The following is a 14,826-nucleotide window of genomic DNA, read 5'->3' as shown; positions in this document are numbered from 1 at the left end:
AGCATCCCGCCGATGTACTCGGCGAAGACGCGGGCGGTCACGGCCGGCTGGCCTGCTCGCGCACGGAGGGCAGTTCCAGATACACCGTCCCACCGGAGTCCCGGAAAGCCGCGGACTTCTCCCGCATGCCGACGATCCGCTCCTGCTCGGACATGTCGCCGAACCGGTCGCGGATGTCCTGGGAGATGCGCATCGAGCAGAACTTGGGCCCGCACATCGAGCAGAAGTGCGCCGTCTTCGCCGGTTCCGCCGGCAGCGTCTCGTCATGGAACTGCTCCGCCGTGACGGGGTCCAGGGCGAGGGCGAACTGATCCCGCCAGCGGAACTCGAAGCGCGCCTTCGACAGGGCGTCGTCGCGCTCGTTCGCGCCGGGGTGGCCCTTGGCGAGGTCTGCGGCGTGCGCCGCGATCTTGTACGTGATCACCCCCGTCTTGACATCGTCCTTGTTGGGCAGACCCAGGTGCTCTTTGGGCGTCACGTAGCAGAGCATCGCTGTGCCGTATCGGGCGATCTCGGTCGCCCCGATCGCCGACGTGATGTGGTCGTAACCGGGCGCGACATCCGTTACCAGAGGCCCGAGAGTGTAGAACGGTGCACCGTCGCAGAGTTCCTGCTGCCGCTCCACGTTCTCCCGCACCAGGTGGAGTGGGACATGCCCCGGCCCCTCGACCATGACCTGCACGTCGTATGCCCACGCCCGCTTCGTCAGCTCGGCGAGAGTGTCGAGCTCGGCGAATTGCGCGGCGTCGTTCGCGTCGGCCGTCGACCCCGGCCGCAGTCCATCGCCGAGGGAGAATGCGACGTCGTACTGAGCGAAGATCTCGCACAGTTCGTCGAAGTGCGTGTACAGGAAGTTCTCCCGATGATGCGCCAGGCACCACCCGGCCATGATCGACCCGCCGCGCGAGACGATGCCGGTAACTCGATCAGCGGTGAGCGGCACGTAGCGCAGCAGCACGCCGGCGTGGATCGTCATGTAATCCACACCCTGCTCGCATTGCTCGATCACCGTGTCGCGGAAGATCTCCCACGTGAGCCTGCTCGCGTCGCCGTCCACCTTCTCGAGGGCCTGGTAGATCGGCACGGTGCCGATGGGCACCGGCGAGTTGCGGATGATCCACTCCCGCGTGGTGTGTATGTCGTCGCCGGTGGACAGGTCCATGACCGTGTCGGCGCCCCACCGCGTCGCCCACTGAAGCTTGTCCACCTCTTCGGCGATCGAGCTGGTCACCGCGGAGTTGCCGATGTTCGCATTGATCTTCACCAGGAACGCCTTCCCGATGATCATGGGCTCGGATTCGGGATGATTGATGTTGTTCGGGATGATGGCCCGGCCCGCGGCGAGCTCAGAGCGCACCAGCTCCACATCGCAGTTCTCCCGCAGCGCGACGAAGCGCATCTCGGGGGTGACGATCCCGGCGCGGGCATAGTGCATCTGGGTGACCGTTCTCCCCGGCAGAGCGCGGCGGGGGCGACGCTTCGCGCCCTGCCACTCCGCCGACGCAACCCCGCGGCGTAGCGCCGCCCGTCCGTCGTCGTGCAGATTGCGCTCTCGACCGTCGTATGCCTCGGTGTCGCCGCGCGCCTCGATCCACGAGGTTCGCACGGGCTGCAGCCCCTGCAGCGGGTCGCTGCCGGGCCCGGCAGTGCGGTACACCGTCAGCGGTGGATTGGGGACGGCACCGGGGGAGTCCTCGAGCGCGATCATCGTGACGGGTACACGGATGCCGTGCTCCTCGTCATGCAGATAGGCGAGCGAGTGCGATGAATCGGTCATCAGAAGTCCTACTTCCTTCGCCGGCATTACCCGGACAGGTTCGAACGGTCGCGGGCCGCGTCAGCCCGATCTCAGCCCCTGCGAAGGGCTCCCGTGTGGATGATGACCACCTTATCGGACCGCGCGAACGCGAGCACCCCGGCGGGACGCAAGGAGCGTGGGGCGGATGAGGCCGGCGAACAGCCGCACGATTCCGAATCAGACGGTCAGCGTCGCGCGCAGCCGGGCGCCGCCGAGGTCACCGCCCGGTGACAGCGTGATCCGGCCCTCCGCCAACGGGAGGTTCTGCCGAAGGCGGGCGAGTCCGGACGATTCGAAGGCCGCGGGGGGCGCGTCGCCGTTGTTGTCGACCGTCACCGTGACCTCTCGTCCCTCGGCCGAGACCGCACTGCGAGCTCGCTCGCCCCGCCGTGCTTGAGCGCGAGCGCCGCGGACAGGGTGCGGATCTCCCCGTCGCGCAAGCGCGCCAGGTCCTGCACGATCGCGCCGACCTCGTCCGCCTCCCGCTCTCCGAGGCGCGGCAGAACGGACCCGAGCCGGGCCTCGAGGACGATGAAGGCGCTCTGGACGCTGCCGTGGAGGGTGTGGGCGAGGTCATCGTCGGGGGAGAGCCGTCGGTGGGCGCCACCCTGACGGCGGCGATCTCCGGGCACGCCGATCCGGTCGCCGACTCCTACTCGTATCAGTGGATGGCCGACGGCGAGGAGATTCCGGGCGAGACGAGCTCGGTATTCGACGTACCGTCGGAACTGGTGGGCGCAGAGGTCACGGTGCGCGTCACCGCCGTTCGTGCCGGATATGACAGTGCGAGCGGCGTGGGCACGGCGGGCGGTGCCTCGCACATCTCCCCCGGCGAGTACCGCACACCGTCTGCGGTGCGGATCGCGGGCGAGGCGGCGGTGGGTGCGGGTCTCTCCGCCGAGGTGACTCAGGAGGCGACGCCTCTTCCGGCGAGCTACGCCTATCAGTGGTACGCCGACGGCGCGCCGATCGACGGAGCCGTCTCGGAGTCCTACCGACCGGTGTCGTGCTCGGGACGTTCGCGACCACGGTGCAGGTGTCGGTCACGGGGCAGCCGCTCGTCGGCGAGACCCTGTCGGCCACGATCCTGCGGGGGCCCGCTCCGGGACCCGATTTGTACGAGTATCAGTGGCTCGCGGACGGCGAGAAGCTCGCCGGTGCGACGGGTGCGTCTCTCACGCTCACCGACCATTTGCTCGGCAAGCGGCTGTCGGTTTGGTGTCCGGCGCGGGGCTGATCCTGGCGCGGCACCGTCGGACGCAGCCGGAGTCCGCGGCGAAGTGACCCCTTCCCGCCCGTGCGCCGGCACGGGCGGGAATAATGGGGCGCGATGGATGACGGGGTTCGCAGCGAGCGCGAGGAGCTCGCCGAGCTGCGCGCCCGCGCCTACGGACCGGATGCCGATATCCTCGACGACCCGGCGGCGCAGGAGCGGCTCTCCCGACTGGAGGCGGCCCTCCGCGCCGCCGACACAGGGGCGGGCGGTGGACGCGTCGACGCGTCGACGCCCGCAAGCGACGCCGGCGCGGCATCCGCCCCGGAGAGCGGGCGATCGGACGGCGAGCCCATCGAGGACACCCGGGACGACGCCGGCTCGACCGTCGAGGAGCCGGAGCCGGAGCCGGAGCCGGCGTCCCCGGCCCCGGCGAAGCGCGGGCTGATCGACCGGATCGGCGGGCGCGTCGTCGTCGCGGCGGTCGTGACGCTTGCGATCGTGGTGGTCGGCGGCGCGGTTCTGCCCTCGCTCACGGGGCTCGGTTCCACCGCCGTCCTCCGCCCGGCGGGCGAGCCGTCGGCCGCGGTGGTGGACCAGTTGAACACGAACCCGCGTGACTTCTACGCCATCGACCCCGCCTCTGTGCGTTCGCACGAGACGTTCGGCGGGTTGGAGATTCTCTCGGCGCGCACGGCGGACGGCGCGGGCCGATGCCTCGCCGTCGCATCCGAGCGTCAGCTGTGGGCCCTGCAGTGCGCGCCGCCCGGACTGGACGTCATCCTCGACATCCCGATCTTCCCCGGCATCCGACTGCCCGACGAGTTCCCCGATCTCCCGGAGCGCAGCATCGTTCGACTGAGGCTCGCCGGCGACGTCGTGGAGGTGACGGTCGCCCCGGCATCCGGCGACGGGACGGACGCCGCCGCGTAATCGCGACGAAGGCCCCCGTCCGGTGCGTCCGTCCGACCACCACTCCGCAACGCCGCGGTGTCCGGCCGCGCCGCGGTGCGCGGCGTCTATTCATCGATCTTGGTTTGCGTCGTTGTTTTCTGTTGGACTGTGTTGTACCGTGTGGGCAACCACGAAGCCGCAGAGAAGAGGTCGGTGTGTACGCGACGGAGCGCCACGAGGCGATCGAGCGCCAGCTCTCGCAGGACGGGCGGGTCTCCGTCGTCTCCCTCGCGCGCTCGTTCGGGGTCACCACCGAGACCATCCGTCGTGACCTCGACGCGATGGAGCGATCCGGGTCGCTCCGACGGGTGCACGGAGGAGCAGTCTCCGCGGAGCGCGGCAGCACGAACGAGACCGCCGTGACCGACCGCGATCAGGTGCGCGGCGCGGAGAAGCTGCAGATCGCCCGCCGCGCGCTGGATGCGATCGCCGACGGGTTCCGCGGTTCGGTGTACATCGACGCGGGGACGACGACGGCAGCCCTCGCCCGGGAACTCGGCGCCCACCTGCGGGAGCGTGGGGCGCGGGCCGAGGTCGTGACGCATTCGGTGCCGGTCGCGTTCGAACTCGGAGCGCGCAGCGACGTGCCCGTGACGATCATCGGCGGGCGGGTGCGCGGGCTCACGGCCGCCGCCGTGGGTTCGCAGACCGTGCGCGCGATCGAACAGCTCCGGCCCGACGTCGCCATCCTCGGCACCAACGGGCTCTCCGCCGAATTCGGCCTCAGCACGCCGGACCCCGACGAAGCGGCCGTCAAGCGGGCGATCGTGAGTGCGGCCCGCCGCGTCGTCGTGCTCGCCGACGCCAGCAAGATCGGGGACGAGTTCCTCGTGCGCTTCGCCGGGATCGACGAGGTCGACGTCATCGTGACGGACGCTCCAGTGCCGGTCTCCGTGGCGGATGCCGCCGCCGCCGCCGACGTGGAGGTGTGGACGGCATGATCGTCACCCTCACGGCCAACCCCGCCCTCGACCGCACGATCGCCCTCGAGGCGCCGCTCGTGCCCGGCGACGTGCAGCAGGCCCTGTCGGCGCGGGAGGATGCGGGGGGCAAGGGCATCAACGTCGCCCGTGCGGTCGCGTCGGCGGGAGTTCCCACGCTGGCGGTGCTTCCCCTGTCGGAGGACGACCCCTACGGGCCGATCCTGCGCGCGACGGGCCTGCCGACCCGGACTGTCGCCGTCCACGGTCATGTCCGCGCGAACATCGCGCTGACGGATGCCGCCGGCACGACGACGAAGATCAACCTTCCGGGCGTCGAGCTCGACCCCGGCGAACGACGCGCCCTCATCGCGGCGGTGGTGGAAGCGTCCCGCGACGGTTCCTGGACGGTGCTGGCCGGATCGCTTCCCCTCGGCCCCGGCGACGACTTCTACGTCGACGTCGCGCGCGCCATCCGCGGCGAGCTCGGCGACGCGGCCCCGAGGATCGCGGTCGACACGTCCGGACCGGCGCTGCGGGCGGTCGTGGACGCGGGCATCGCCGACCTCGTCAAGCCCAACGACGACGAGCTCGCGGAGCTCGCCGGCGTCACCCTCGAGGACGTCGGGGGTCGTCTCGCGGACATCGTCCGCATCGCCCGCTCGTTCGTTCCCTCCCGTGTCGCGGCCGCCCTGATCACGCTCGGGGGAGACGGTGCCGTGCTCGTCACGGCCGATGACGCGTTCCACGCGGCGCCCCCGCCCATCCGGGTCAGGAGCACCGTCGGCGCTGGCGACAGCTCGCTCGCCGGCTATCTGCTCGCCGACCTTGCCGATGCCACCCCAGCCGAACGCCTGCGTCACGCCGTCCGGTACGGCTCCGCAGCCGCCGCTCTGCCGGGCACCCAGATCCCCACCCCCCACGACCTGCCCGCCGGCGAGGTCGTACTCACCCCTCTCGCCCTTTCGGGCGTGTGAACACAGCAGGACCAGAGGAGGTCTTCCGTGTCTGACACCATCACCAGCGGGCTCGTCAGCCTTGACGAGCCGCTCGGCGCCGACAAGAGCGCCGTCATCCGCGCCCTCGCTCAGCGGGTCGTCGCGCAGGGTCGCGCGACCGACGCCGACGCGCTCTACGCCGACGCGTGGGCGCGCGAGCAGAAGGACGAGACAGGGCTTCCCGGCGGCATCGCGATCCCGCACGCGAAGAGCACCGCCGTCTCCCAGCCGTCCCTCGCGTTCGCGCGCCTGAAGCCCGGAGTCGACTTCGGCGCGGACGACGGCCCCGCCGACCTCGTCTTCCTGATCGCCGCCCCCGCCGATGCCGCCGAGGAGCACCTCGCCGTCCTCTCGAAGCTCGCCCGCAGCCTCATGGACGACGAGTTCACCGGCGCGCTGCGCGCCGCATCCTCGAAGGACGACGTCGTGCGGATCGTGCAGGAGGCGATCGGTGAGGGCTCCGCCGCCGCGCACTCGGCACCCCCCACCCCGCCGGCAGGGGAGTCCGACGCCGCTCCGACGCCCGCGGCATCCGGCCCGCGCCCGAAGATCGTCGCCGTGACGGCGTGCGCCACGGGCATCGCGCACACGTTCATGGCGGCCGACGCGCTGACGGCCGCAGCCGCCAAGAACGATGTCGACATCGTCGTTGAGCCTCAGGGCTCCAGCGGATACAAGGCGCTTCCCGCCGACGAGATCGCGGCGGCGGATGCCGTGATCTTCGCCGTCGACGTCGACGTGCGCGAGCCGCAGCGCTTCGCAGGGAAGCCCGTCGTGCGAGCGAGCGTCAAGCGCGGCATCGATCAGCCCGACCGGCTCATCGCGGAGGCCGTCGCCGCGGCGAAGGACCCGAAGGCCGAGCGGGTCCCCGGCGCGGCACAGGCCTCCTCGACCACCGCCGCACAGGAGTCCGTCGGCTCGCGCATCAAGCGCTGGCTGCTCACGGGCGTGTCGTACATGATTCCGTTCGTCGCCGGCGGCGGTCTGCTGATCGCGCTGGGGTTCCTCCTCGGCGGTTACGAGGTCACGGCAAACGCGGCGAACGTCATCATCCAGAACTCGCTGTGGGATCTTCCGACCGAGGGGATCACGTCGCCGCTCGGTCCGCTGGGGCAGTACCTCGGCTCCGTCGCGTTCATGATCGGCGCCACGTCGATGAATTTCCTCGTCCCCGTGCTTGCGGGCTTCATAGCCTTCGCGATCGCGGACCGGCCGGGCATCGCCCCCGGATTCGTCGCGGGCGCCGTCGCCGTGCTCATGAGCGCGGGCTTCATCGGCGGCCTCATCGGCGGCGTGCTCGCCGGCTTCATCGCCTGGTGGCTGGGCCGGCTGCCGGCGCCCCGCTGGCTGCGCGGACTCATGCCCACCGTCATCATCCCGCTGATCGGGTCGGTCGTCGCATCCGGCCTCATGGTCCTCTTCCTCGGTCGCCCCATCGCGGAACTGATGCTGGGCCTCACCGACTGGCTCAACAGCCTGACCGGTGCGTCGATCATCGGTCTCGGCGTGATCCTCGGCCTCATGATGTGCTTCGACCTCGGCGGGCCCGTCAACAAGGTGGCGTACACGTTCGCGACCACGGGCCTCGCCGCCGCGTCCACGAGCGACCTCTCCTCGACGCCGTTCCTCATCATGGCCGCGGTCATGGCGGCGGGGATGGTGCCGCCGCTGGCGATGGCTCTGGCCTCCACGGTCCTCGCGCGCGGCCTGTTCAACCCCGTCGAGCGGGAGAACGGCAAGGCGGCGTGGCTGCTGGGCGCGGCCTTCATCTCGGAGGGGGCTATCCCGTTCGCGGCCGTGGACCCGCTTCGCGTCATCCCCGCGTCGATGGTCGGCGGCGCCGTCACGGGCGCACTCAGCATGGCGTTCGGGGTCTCGTCGCTCGCCCCCCACGGCGGCATCTTCGTGTTCTTCGCGATCAACCCGTTCTGGGGCTTCGCCGTCTCGATCGCCGCGGGAGCGGTCGTCGCGGCCCTCGTCGTGGTCGCCCTGAAGAAGTGGGTGCACAAGAAGGGCGCCCAGGAGGAGGCGGCGCTGACTCCGGTCGGCGCGACCGTCGCCGCCTGATCCCAGACCCCGGGGACCGGCGGGACCCCGGCCGAAACGGCGGATGCCGCGGCGCCTCTCAGGCCGCGGCATCCGCCGTTCTGTGGGTATCAGATGTCCATCGTGTCGCCGGGGTCGAGGGCGAGGAACTCGCCGCCGTTCTGCGCCGTCGCCCACTGCAGGCGCGCGCGGTGCATGTCGCGGCCGATGACCGACAGGGTCATGTCGTGGGTGCCGAACGCCCTCCGCGGCTTGACGGCGAGCACGAAGTCCATGGCATCGCCGATACGCAGCCAGGGGGCGCCGATGGGCGCGGCGAGGACGTTCACGTCGACGCCCTCCGGCACGGCGTACGAGTCGCCGGGGTAGTACAGCTGGTCGTTGACGAGGACGCCCACGTTCTGCACACGCGGGAGTGACTCGTGGATGACCTCGTGCTCTGCCGGGAAGAAGCGGAGAGTGAAGGGCTCGATCGTCACGGTGTCGCCCGGTTCGACGACGGTTATGCCGTGATCGGATGCCGCGGCCTCGACCCCCGCGGGCCCGTAGATCGGCACGCCGGGCGCAGCCTTGCGGATGCGGTCCAGGTGCTCGGGCGTCCAGTGGTCCGCGTGCTCGTGCGTCACGACGACCGCGACGACGTGGCCCATCTCGGGGAACGGCGTCGTGAAGGACCCCGGATCGATGATCAGGCCCTTGCCCTCGTGCTCGAGGAGGAGGGCGGCGTGCTCGTGTTTGGTCAGGCGCATGCGATCACTCAAGCGCTTCGGCGCAGGTTCCGGCAAGGCCACTGCACTCGGGTGGCCTCGATTTGTCCGTCCCGTGCACGCCGTGGCATACTTGAACGGTTGTCAGCGAGGCCCCATCGTATAGCGGCCTAGTACGCCGCCCTCTCACGGCGGTAACGCGGGTTCGAATCCCGCTGGGGTCACCAACAAGAAGACCCCCGGTCAGCCGGGGGTTTTCTTGTTCCTGCCGAAAGGCTCGAACGGGCGCTATGCCGCTTTTGGCAACAGATTGGCAACATCTGATTGCATGGCCGCGAGGTTCAGCGCCGTGGCAACACCGTCCAGGTCGTCATCGAACAGGTCGGCGTACACGTCGAGGGTCACCGCGGCCGAGGCGTGCCCGAGCATCCGCTGGACGGCCTTCACGTTCGCGCCGGCGCTGACGGCGAGCGAGGCAGCGGTGTGCCGCAGCTCGTGCGGGGTGAGGCCCTTGATCCCGACCGCCTCGGCCGCGGTGTCGAACCAGCCGACCCGGTAGACGTGGTTGCGAAGCCAGGTGCCGGTGCGGATGCCGTAGAACACCGGGGCGTAGGCCGGGCGCCCGGCGATCTGCGCGCGGAGCAGCCCGACGAGGAACGCCGGGATCGGGGATACTGCGGTGCTCGTAGTCCTTCGGCGGCTCGATGCGCTGGTAGCCCTTGTCGGCCACGACGGTCTGCTCGACGGTGAGGCGCGGGTGCTTCGCGTCGAGGTCGAGGTCACGGATGCGGAGCCCGGACAGCTCGCCCCAGCGCAGGCCGCAGTAGGCGAGCACGAGGACGACGAGGCCGTAGCCGTACTCGCGCCCATCCTTCATCTCGTCAATGGCCTGGGCGAGCGCGGCGACCTGATTGTGGGACAGATACCGCTTGCGGGACTTGGTGGGCTTGGGGAGTTTGAGCCGGGCGGCGGGGTTGGACGGCAGGCGCTCGTCCTCGACCGCGAATCGGAGCGAACCGGAGAGGACGTTGACGATCTTGCGGACGGTCGCCGGGGCACCGGGGAGGGCCGAGGCCCACTCCTGCACCCGCAGGCGGGTGAGGTCGCCGATCGGGATCTTCCCCAACTCGGGGACGATGTGCTTGGCGATGATGTTCTCGACCCGGCTGCGGGTCGTCGCCCGGAGGTCGCCGCGGGCGGCGATCCAGGTCTGGAGCCATTCGGCCACGGTCACCCGCGCACGCGACGGGTCGAGGTAGCGGCCCTGGGCGATGTCGACCTCCGTGGTCGCCAGGAACAGCTCGGCGGCCTTCTTGGTGGTGAAGCCGCGCTTCTGCGTCTGCTTCTTGTCCGGGCGTCGGTAGAGCGCCCGGTAGCGACGGCCCTTGGCCGTGTCGTAGGACTCGATGCTTCCCATGACTGGCTCCTACTGCTCCAGCCCCGCGAGGCGCTGCACGTCGATGCGGCGGTAGACGCGCTTGTGCCGGGTGAGCCGAATCGGCTCCACCGGGGCCTGGCCCTCCAGGGCGAGGGTGCGCAGGGTCGTGCGGTGGATGCCGAGCAGCGCCGCTGTCTCCTCCTCGGAGTAGAACAGGCGCTCGGGCTCCCGAGCGTCGAGGGGCGATGCGCTCTGACCCATCACGGCCTCCTTCGCATCTACGATCACAGCCGCGATTGCTGCTGTCGTCTTAGATTAGACCACAACACGCCAATCACAGCAAGAGTTTTAGTTGCTCGTGTCGCTCGGTACACTCGGGATGTGACCGCAGCCCCGCGCAGACCCGGCGATCAGTCCTATGACGGCCTGATCGTCTCGGCCGACCTGCCGGACGGCTGGCATCTGCCGAGCCGGTTCCCCGGCGAGCGCGACGACGACGCCAGCGCGCAGATCGACGCGATCCTGGGCTACAACGATCAGGTGACGACCGAGGCCGACCGGCAGGCGCAGCTCGACTCGGAGCAGAACGAGACGATCGACGGCCGCTGGCGCTACATCGAGCACACAGCCACGGCGACCCGCGTGTTCATCCGGCTCCAGCGCCAGCAGTTCGCCGTGCCCGAGGAGGTGCGCATCACCGGCGTCGTCTACCTCCCGTGGCGGCCGGGCGATCCCGTGTCCAGCCAAGACCTCCGCACCCTGCCGACCGCGCGCATCGAGGCGGCGATCAACGAGCGCCTGTTCGCCATGAAGCGCACGGTGACCATCACCGGCGGGAAGATCGTGCTGCCCTCCGGCCGGAAGATCAGCGAGCGGGATCTGCTCAAGCCGCTCGGGAACCCGAAGCGCACGCCCGACTTCTACGAGCTGGTCGCCCTCCAGTACGGCAAGCTCTCGGCGCAGGGGGACGCGGCGCCTGCTGTCACGATGGCGAAGATCAACGGCGTCGCCCACGCCACCGCGCAGGGCTGGCTCGTGCGCACCCGCTCGCGCGGACTGCTCCCGCCGGGCCGCCGCGGGTAGTCGTCGGGGGAGCGGCGCGCACTTGCCCCCGAGCGCGTCGCTACAGGCTCGGCCCGAAGTCGGGTCCGCTGCTCGGGCTCGGACGGTGCTGGTCGCGGGTGAAGTCGTGCAGCTCTGCGGCACGCCGCGCCAGGGCCTCGGCTGCGACGCGCTCGGCCTCGGCTCGGGCCTCGACCTGGGCTGCGGCCTCGGCGACCGGCAGGGCTTCCAGCTCCGCGAGCTGGCGTCGCAGCGCCTCGGCCTGCTGCTGGGCGCTCTCGGCCTGGCGGCGCGGGCTGCCGGTGCTGTACGGCTTGCTGAACAGCCGCGTGTGCAGCATGGCCCGCTGCCGCTCCTGCCGGTCCCCGGCACGGCGCTGCTCCTGCCGGGCCTGCGCGTGCGTGCGCATGGCGTCGGCCAGCCGCGGGTCGGCCTCGGCCTGTTGCTCGGCCGCCGCCTGCGCCCACGCCGGCGCCTGCTCCGGCGTACGCGGGATCGAGCCCCACCGCTGCCGGGTCAGGTGCTCGGCCTCGTGGCGCTGGCGCTCGGCCTCGGTCAGCGCCCGGTCGGCGCTCCGACGCCTCAGCGCCCCGGCACGGCTCCTGGCGGCGATCGCCGTCTCGTGGCGCTCCCTGACCGCGAGGACCGCGGCGGCGTCCGTGCCGGCCTGCTCGACCAGCGGCGGGACGGCCTCGGCCCGTGCCGCCTCGACCTGCTGGGCGGCGGCCTCGACCTCGGCCAGCAGCGCCTCGGCCTCGACGCGGTGCGCGGCCGACTGGCGCTCCATCGCCTCGGCCGCCTCCGCCCACCGTGCCGCCTGGCGCTCGGCCTGCTCGATGCTCTGCCGCAGTCGGGTGCGCTCGGCGTTCACGACGCGCACCGGCCCGTCCGCGACGATGCCCGCGACGGCGGCCTGCGCCCGCTCGGTGGCCTCGCGCAGTCCGCGGTCGGCGCGGTCCCGCTCGAGCGCGGCCTGGAACTGCTCGCGCGCGTCCCCGAGGTCCGCGGCGACGACGTGCAGCCTGTTCTCCTCCTGCCCGCGGGTGAGGCCGACGTAGACGCCGGCCGCGTCGAGCGCGTCCGACAGGACGGTGTGCGACGCGGGGGCAGTCATGCCCTGGACGCCGTAGGCGGTCGCGGCGTAGGCCAGGTGCGCGTGCTCGGCGACGTACTCGGCGGGCAGATGCACGGTGCGCTGCTGCTTCCGCTGGCTCGCGGCGTCCCGCACCCACAGGCTGCCGTCGCCGCTGACGTGCTGGACGATCCAGGTCTGCCGGTTCGCCACGCCCATCTCCGAGTCGTTGCGGCGGGTCTGGATGAGGTCGCCGGCGCCGATGCTCAGGCCGTCCGCGCCGTCGATGGTGCGGGCGTCGTCGACCGCGCCCGCGCGCACCCGGTCCTCTCGGATCAGAGTGTTCAGTTCGCGCGCCTCGTCGTTGGTCGCCGCGGTGATCGCGGCTCCGTCGATCCGCTCGGCGGCGACCGCGGCGCGCAGCGCCTCGGTGTCCTCGTGGAGCCGCACGAGTCCGAGCGCGTGGAGCCGGTCGAACAACTCGGCCGGGTCGCGGCCGGTCCGCAGGGCGAGGGTGAGCTGCGCGTAGTCGGGGTCCGCGAAGCGGTGCAGGCTCGTCAGCGAGTAGACGCGGGGGACGAGCGCGGCCGCGATGTCGAGCACCCCGCCGCGCCCCACGGCGGGGAGCTGCGCCCGGTCCCCGACGAGTGCGAGCGTCGCGCCGGCCTCGTCCGCGACGGTCAGCAGGGCGAGGGCGGTGTCCTGGTCGAGCATCCCCGCCTCGTCCACCACAACCCGCTCGGCGGCGGCCAGTCGGTTCTCCTTCGCCGGGCCGCGGTAGGTCGCGCCCGTCACCGGGTCCGTGTCGCCCACGGCCAGCCGGGTCCAGACACCATCGGCGTTCCACCGGAACCCGTGGTCGTAGACGAGTGCCGCTACCGAGTCGGTCGGCACGCCCAGCTCGGCGGCGGCGACGTCGGCGGCCTTCTTCGTCGGGGTCACCACCCGCACCGAACGACCCTCCTGTCCGGCGGCGCGGATCGCAGCACCGAGCATGGTCGTCTTGCCCGCGCCCGCCGCGCCCTCGACCACGACGAGCGGCCGGGTGGAGGCGAGCGCGGCGGCGGCGCGCGCCTGGTCCGCATCCAGCCCCGGCTCCTGCACGCGCGGGGTTGCGCCGTGCACCGGCCGGGTGGCGCGTGCAGCCAGTCGGTCGCGCAGCTCCGTCTCGACGGCCACTACGTGCAGCGTCGTGAGGTGCGCAACATGCTCCAGCCGTGGCGCATCCGGCGGCAGGATCGAGAGGCAGTCGTCCGCCGCGAGCCGGGTCGTGATGGTGATGAACTCGCGCAGCTCCTCGCGGGTGGCGCGCACACCGGCCTCGGTGACGATGTGCGCCACCTGCTCCTGCACGTCATGCACGGTCCATGCGGATGCAGCAGCCGCGCAGCGGTCGAGCGCACGGGAGGCGACCTGTTGCACGGCCAGCTCGTCCAGCGTGCGCAGGGGTTGCACGGTGGCGCGCGGCAGGTCCGGGGTGTAGCCAGCCTCCTGCAACTCGCGCAACCAGCCGGCCTCGGAGCCGAGCACGCTGGGCTTCTTGCTCGGCCGCTCATGATCCCACGCCTTCGCGTGCAACCTGGCGCGCACCACCGGCCCCGTCTCCTGGCCGGGATGCGCGGCCTCCCACTCGGCCTCGAACTTGGCGAGGTTGCGCGCCACCTGCTGCCCGCGCTTGGACATGACCGCTTTCCACGGCACCAGCTCCGCGACCTCCCCGGTCACCGGGTCAAGGGTGAGACCGTGCGCGTCGAGCACCGCGGCGAGCTGCGGGTGCGCGGCGATGACCGCCGTGCCGAGGGCGCGGATCGCGCCCTGCTGCCGGAACAGCGCCGCGGTGTAGAGCCCGCGCCAGCGACCGGCCGCCCACACGCGCGTCCCGATCTGGAAGTGGATATGCCGGTGCGGGTCGCCCGCACGGGAGGTCTTGTGCGACACGGCCACGGTTTCGAGCTGCTCGATCGGCACGACCTCCTGCTTCCCGCGCGCGCCGACGCGGGTGACCGAGTGCTGGCCGAGCCAGGACCGGATCTCCGCAACCGCGTCCCGCTGGGCGGCGTCCAGGGCCTCGGACACCTCCGGGTGCAGGCCGGCGGCGACCGACAGGGACTTCGGGACGTTCACGACCATCTCCATGAACCGGGGCGACCCCCGGCCACCCTCGCCCCGCAGCCGGGGTCGGCCCATCGACTCCCCGGTGAGCGGGTTGATCCAGCCAACCCACTGGCGGTACTCCTCGGCGGTCAGCCCGAGCTCGCCGATCACTCGGCCCTCGGCGTCGACCGCCGTGAACTCGGCCAGGGCGGTCCCCGCCTCCAGGTAATACTCGTCCGCCCGCGCGCGGTCGGACTCCAGATAGCGCAGGGCATCCGAGCCTGTGCCCCGGAACGGGATCACGCCACCTTTCATGCCTTCGCCTCCTACCTAAGATAACAGCTACCATATCAGGTAGGATACGTCCATTCTTGTGAAGAAGTCAGAAATGAGCGAGTCCGGGGTCCGGTTGGCGGATCAGCGAACGTCAGAGGGTCAAGAGTTGGGGAGAGTGGACAGTGGTGAGGATCTCAGAGAGATGTGCCTGCATGCGGTGATAACTGCTGGGCCGCGACCTAGGTGTAGCGACCCGGGACGTTGTGTGCGTCGCGGGTAGGTGAAGACCTCCGGGACGATGTGGGTAT

The 14,826-nt window shown here is 71.3% G+C and carries 13 protein-coding genes, 1 tRNA gene, 1 pseudogene and 1 riboswitch; of the genes and pseudogenes, 7 read left to right on the top strand and 8 right to left on the bottom strand.

Annotation, left to right across the window (positions count from 1 at the left end; translation table 11 throughout):
- Positions 1-37 precede the first annotated feature (37 nt).
- The 3 genes from thiC to RYJ27_RS07350 form a co-directional block, all read right to left on the bottom strand.
- Positions 38-1,777 carry a phosphomethylpyrimidine synthase ThiC gene (gene thiC / locus RYJ27_RS07360; protein ID WP_330169691.1) on the bottom strand — a complete coding sequence of 580 codons (1,740 nt, stop codon included), beginning with the start codon at positions 1,775-1,777 and terminating at the stop codon, positions 38-40.
- Positions 1,773-1,882, bottom strand: a riboswitch (TPP riboswitch). It overlaps the preceding gene by 5 nt.
- A gap of 93 nt (positions 1,883-1,975) precedes the next feature.
- Positions 1,976-2,134 (bottom strand): hypothetical protein, encoded by a 159-nt coding sequence (locus RYJ27_RS07355; RefSeq protein WP_330169690.1) that lies wholly within the window; start codon positions 2,132-2,134, stop codon positions 1,976-1,978.
- Positions 2,131-2,430: a hypothetical protein gene (locus tag RYJ27_RS07350; protein ID WP_330169689.1), complete on the bottom strand. Its 300-nt coding sequence runs from the start codon at positions 2,428-2,430 to the stop codon at positions 2,131-2,133. Before RYJ27_RS07350 ends, RYJ27_RS07355 begins: the two co-directional genes overlap by 4 nt.
- A gap of 374 nt (positions 2,431-2,804) precedes the next feature.
- Here RYJ27_RS07350 and RYJ27_RS07345 point away from each other — a divergent pair, with 374 nt between their 5' ends.
- The 5 genes from RYJ27_RS07345 (at position 2,805) to RYJ27_RS07325 (ending at position 7,950) form a co-directional block, all read left to right on the top strand.
- Positions 2,805-3,035: a hypothetical protein gene (locus RYJ27_RS07345; protein ID WP_330169688.1), complete on the top strand. Its 231-nt coding sequence runs from the start codon at positions 2,805-2,807 to the stop codon at positions 3,033-3,035.
- A 93-nt stretch (positions 3,036-3,128) separates the two neighbouring features.
- Positions 3,129-3,944: a hypothetical protein gene (locus RYJ27_RS07340; RefSeq protein ID WP_330169687.1), complete on the top strand. Its 816-nt coding sequence runs from the start codon at positions 3,129-3,131 to the stop codon at positions 3,942-3,944.
- Positions 3,945-4,120: 176 nt separating this feature from the next.
- Positions 4,121-4,906 carry a DeoR/GlpR family DNA-binding transcription regulator gene (locus tag RYJ27_RS07335; protein ID WP_330169686.1) on the top strand — a complete coding sequence of 262 codons (786 nt, stop codon included), beginning with the start codon at positions 4,121-4,123 and terminating at the stop codon, positions 4,904-4,906.
- Positions 4,903-5,862 (top strand): 1-phosphofructokinase family hexose kinase, encoded by a 960-nt coding sequence (locus RYJ27_RS07330; protein WP_330169685.1) that lies wholly within the window; start codon positions 4,903-4,905, stop codon positions 5,860-5,862. Before RYJ27_RS07335 ends, RYJ27_RS07330 begins: the two co-directional genes overlap by 4 nt.
- Before the next feature lie 27 nt (positions 5,863-5,889).
- Positions 5,890-7,950 (top strand): PTS fructose transporter subunit IIABC, encoded by a 2,061-nt coding sequence (locus RYJ27_RS07325; protein WP_330169684.1) that lies wholly within the window; start codon positions 5,890-5,892, stop codon positions 7,948-7,950.
- Positions 7,951-8,039: 89 nt separating this feature from the next.
- On the opposite strand, the gene RYJ27_RS07320 is transcribed toward RYJ27_RS07325, so the two are convergent.
- A complete protein-coding gene (locus RYJ27_RS07320; protein ID WP_330169683.1) occupies positions 8,040-8,678 on the bottom strand; it encodes an MBL fold metallo-hydrolase in 639 nt (212 codons plus the stop codon).
- A gap of 109 nt (positions 8,679-8,787) precedes the next feature.
- Between RYJ27_RS07320 and RYJ27_RS07315 the strand changes: the two genes are divergently transcribed.
- Positions 8,788-8,863 (top strand) — tRNA-Glu (locus RYJ27_RS07315).
- A 61-nt stretch (positions 8,864-8,924) separates the two neighbouring features.
- Here the strand turns inward: RYJ27_RS07315 and RYJ27_RS07310 are convergent.
- The 3 genes and pseudogenes from RYJ27_RS07310 to RYJ27_RS07300 all read right to left on the bottom strand — a co-directional run bounded on the left by RYJ27_RS07310 (position 8,925) and on the right by RYJ27_RS07300 (position 10,275).
- A complete protein-coding gene (locus RYJ27_RS07310; RefSeq protein ID WP_330172013.1) occupies positions 8,925-9,506 on the bottom strand; it encodes a tyrosine-type recombinase/integrase in 582 nt (193 codons plus the stop codon).
- Between the two features lie 97 nt (positions 9,507-9,603).
- Positions 9,604-10,053, bottom strand: a pseudogene (locus RYJ27_RS07305) (tyrosine-type recombinase/integrase); the annotation flags it as partial.
- Between the two features lie 9 nt (positions 10,054-10,062).
- Positions 10,063-10,275, bottom strand: coding sequence for a helix-turn-helix transcriptional regulator (locus RYJ27_RS07300; protein ID WP_195691678.1), 213 nt, complete (start codon positions 10,273-10,275; stop codon positions 10,063-10,065).
- 120 nt (positions 10,276-10,395) lie between these two features.
- Between RYJ27_RS07300 and RYJ27_RS07295 the strand changes: the two genes are divergently transcribed.
- Positions 10,396-11,097, top strand: coding sequence for a hypothetical protein (locus tag RYJ27_RS07295; RefSeq protein ID WP_195691677.1), 702 nt, complete (start codon positions 10,396-10,398; stop codon positions 11,095-11,097).
- Between the two features lie 40 nt (positions 11,098-11,137).
- On the opposite strand, the gene mobF is transcribed toward RYJ27_RS07295, so the two are convergent.
- Entirely contained in the window at positions 11,138-14,557 is a 3,420-nt protein-coding gene (mobF, locus tag RYJ27_RS07290; RefSeq protein ID WP_228178104.1) for a MobF family relaxase, read from the bottom strand.
- Positions 14,558-14,826 lie beyond the last annotated feature (269 nt).

It is taken from the genome of Microbacterium limosum, from assembly GCF_036324365.1.
Lineage (GTDB): Bacteria > Actinomycetota > Actinomycetes > Actinomycetales > Microbacteriaceae > Microbacterium > Microbacterium limosum.
This window is presented reverse-complemented; position numbering and strand designations above follow the sequence as displayed.

Excerpts from the sequence above, each read along its gene's own strand:
- thiC (WP_330169691.1), bottom strand. The coding sequence starts at position 1,777 with ATGACCGATTCATCGCACTCGCTCGCCTATCTGCATGACGAGGAGCAC.
- RYJ27_RS07320 (WP_330169683.1), bottom strand. The coding sequence starts at position 8,678 with ATGCGCCTGACCAAACACGAGCACGCCGCCCTCCTCCTCGAGCACGAG.
- RYJ27_RS07340 (WP_330169687.1), top strand. The coding sequence starts at position 3,129 with ATGGATGACGGGGTTCGCAGCGAGCGCGAGGAGCTCGCCGAGCTGCGC.
- mobF (WP_228178104.1), bottom strand. The coding sequence starts at position 14,557 with ATGAAAGGTGGCGTGATCCCGTTCCGGGGCACAGGCTCGGATGCCCTG.
- RYJ27_RS07330 (WP_330169685.1), top strand. The coding sequence starts at position 4,903 with ATGATCGTCACCCTCACGGCCAACCCCGCCCTCGACCGCACGATCGCC.
- RYJ27_RS07310 (WP_330172013.1), bottom strand. The coding sequence starts at position 9,506 with ATGGGCGCGAGTACGGCTACGGCCTCGTCGTCCTCGTGCTCGCCTACT.
- RYJ27_RS07300 (WP_195691678.1), bottom strand. The coding sequence starts at position 10,275 with ATGGGTCAGAGCGCATCGCCCCTCGACGCTCGGGAGCCCGAGCGCCTG.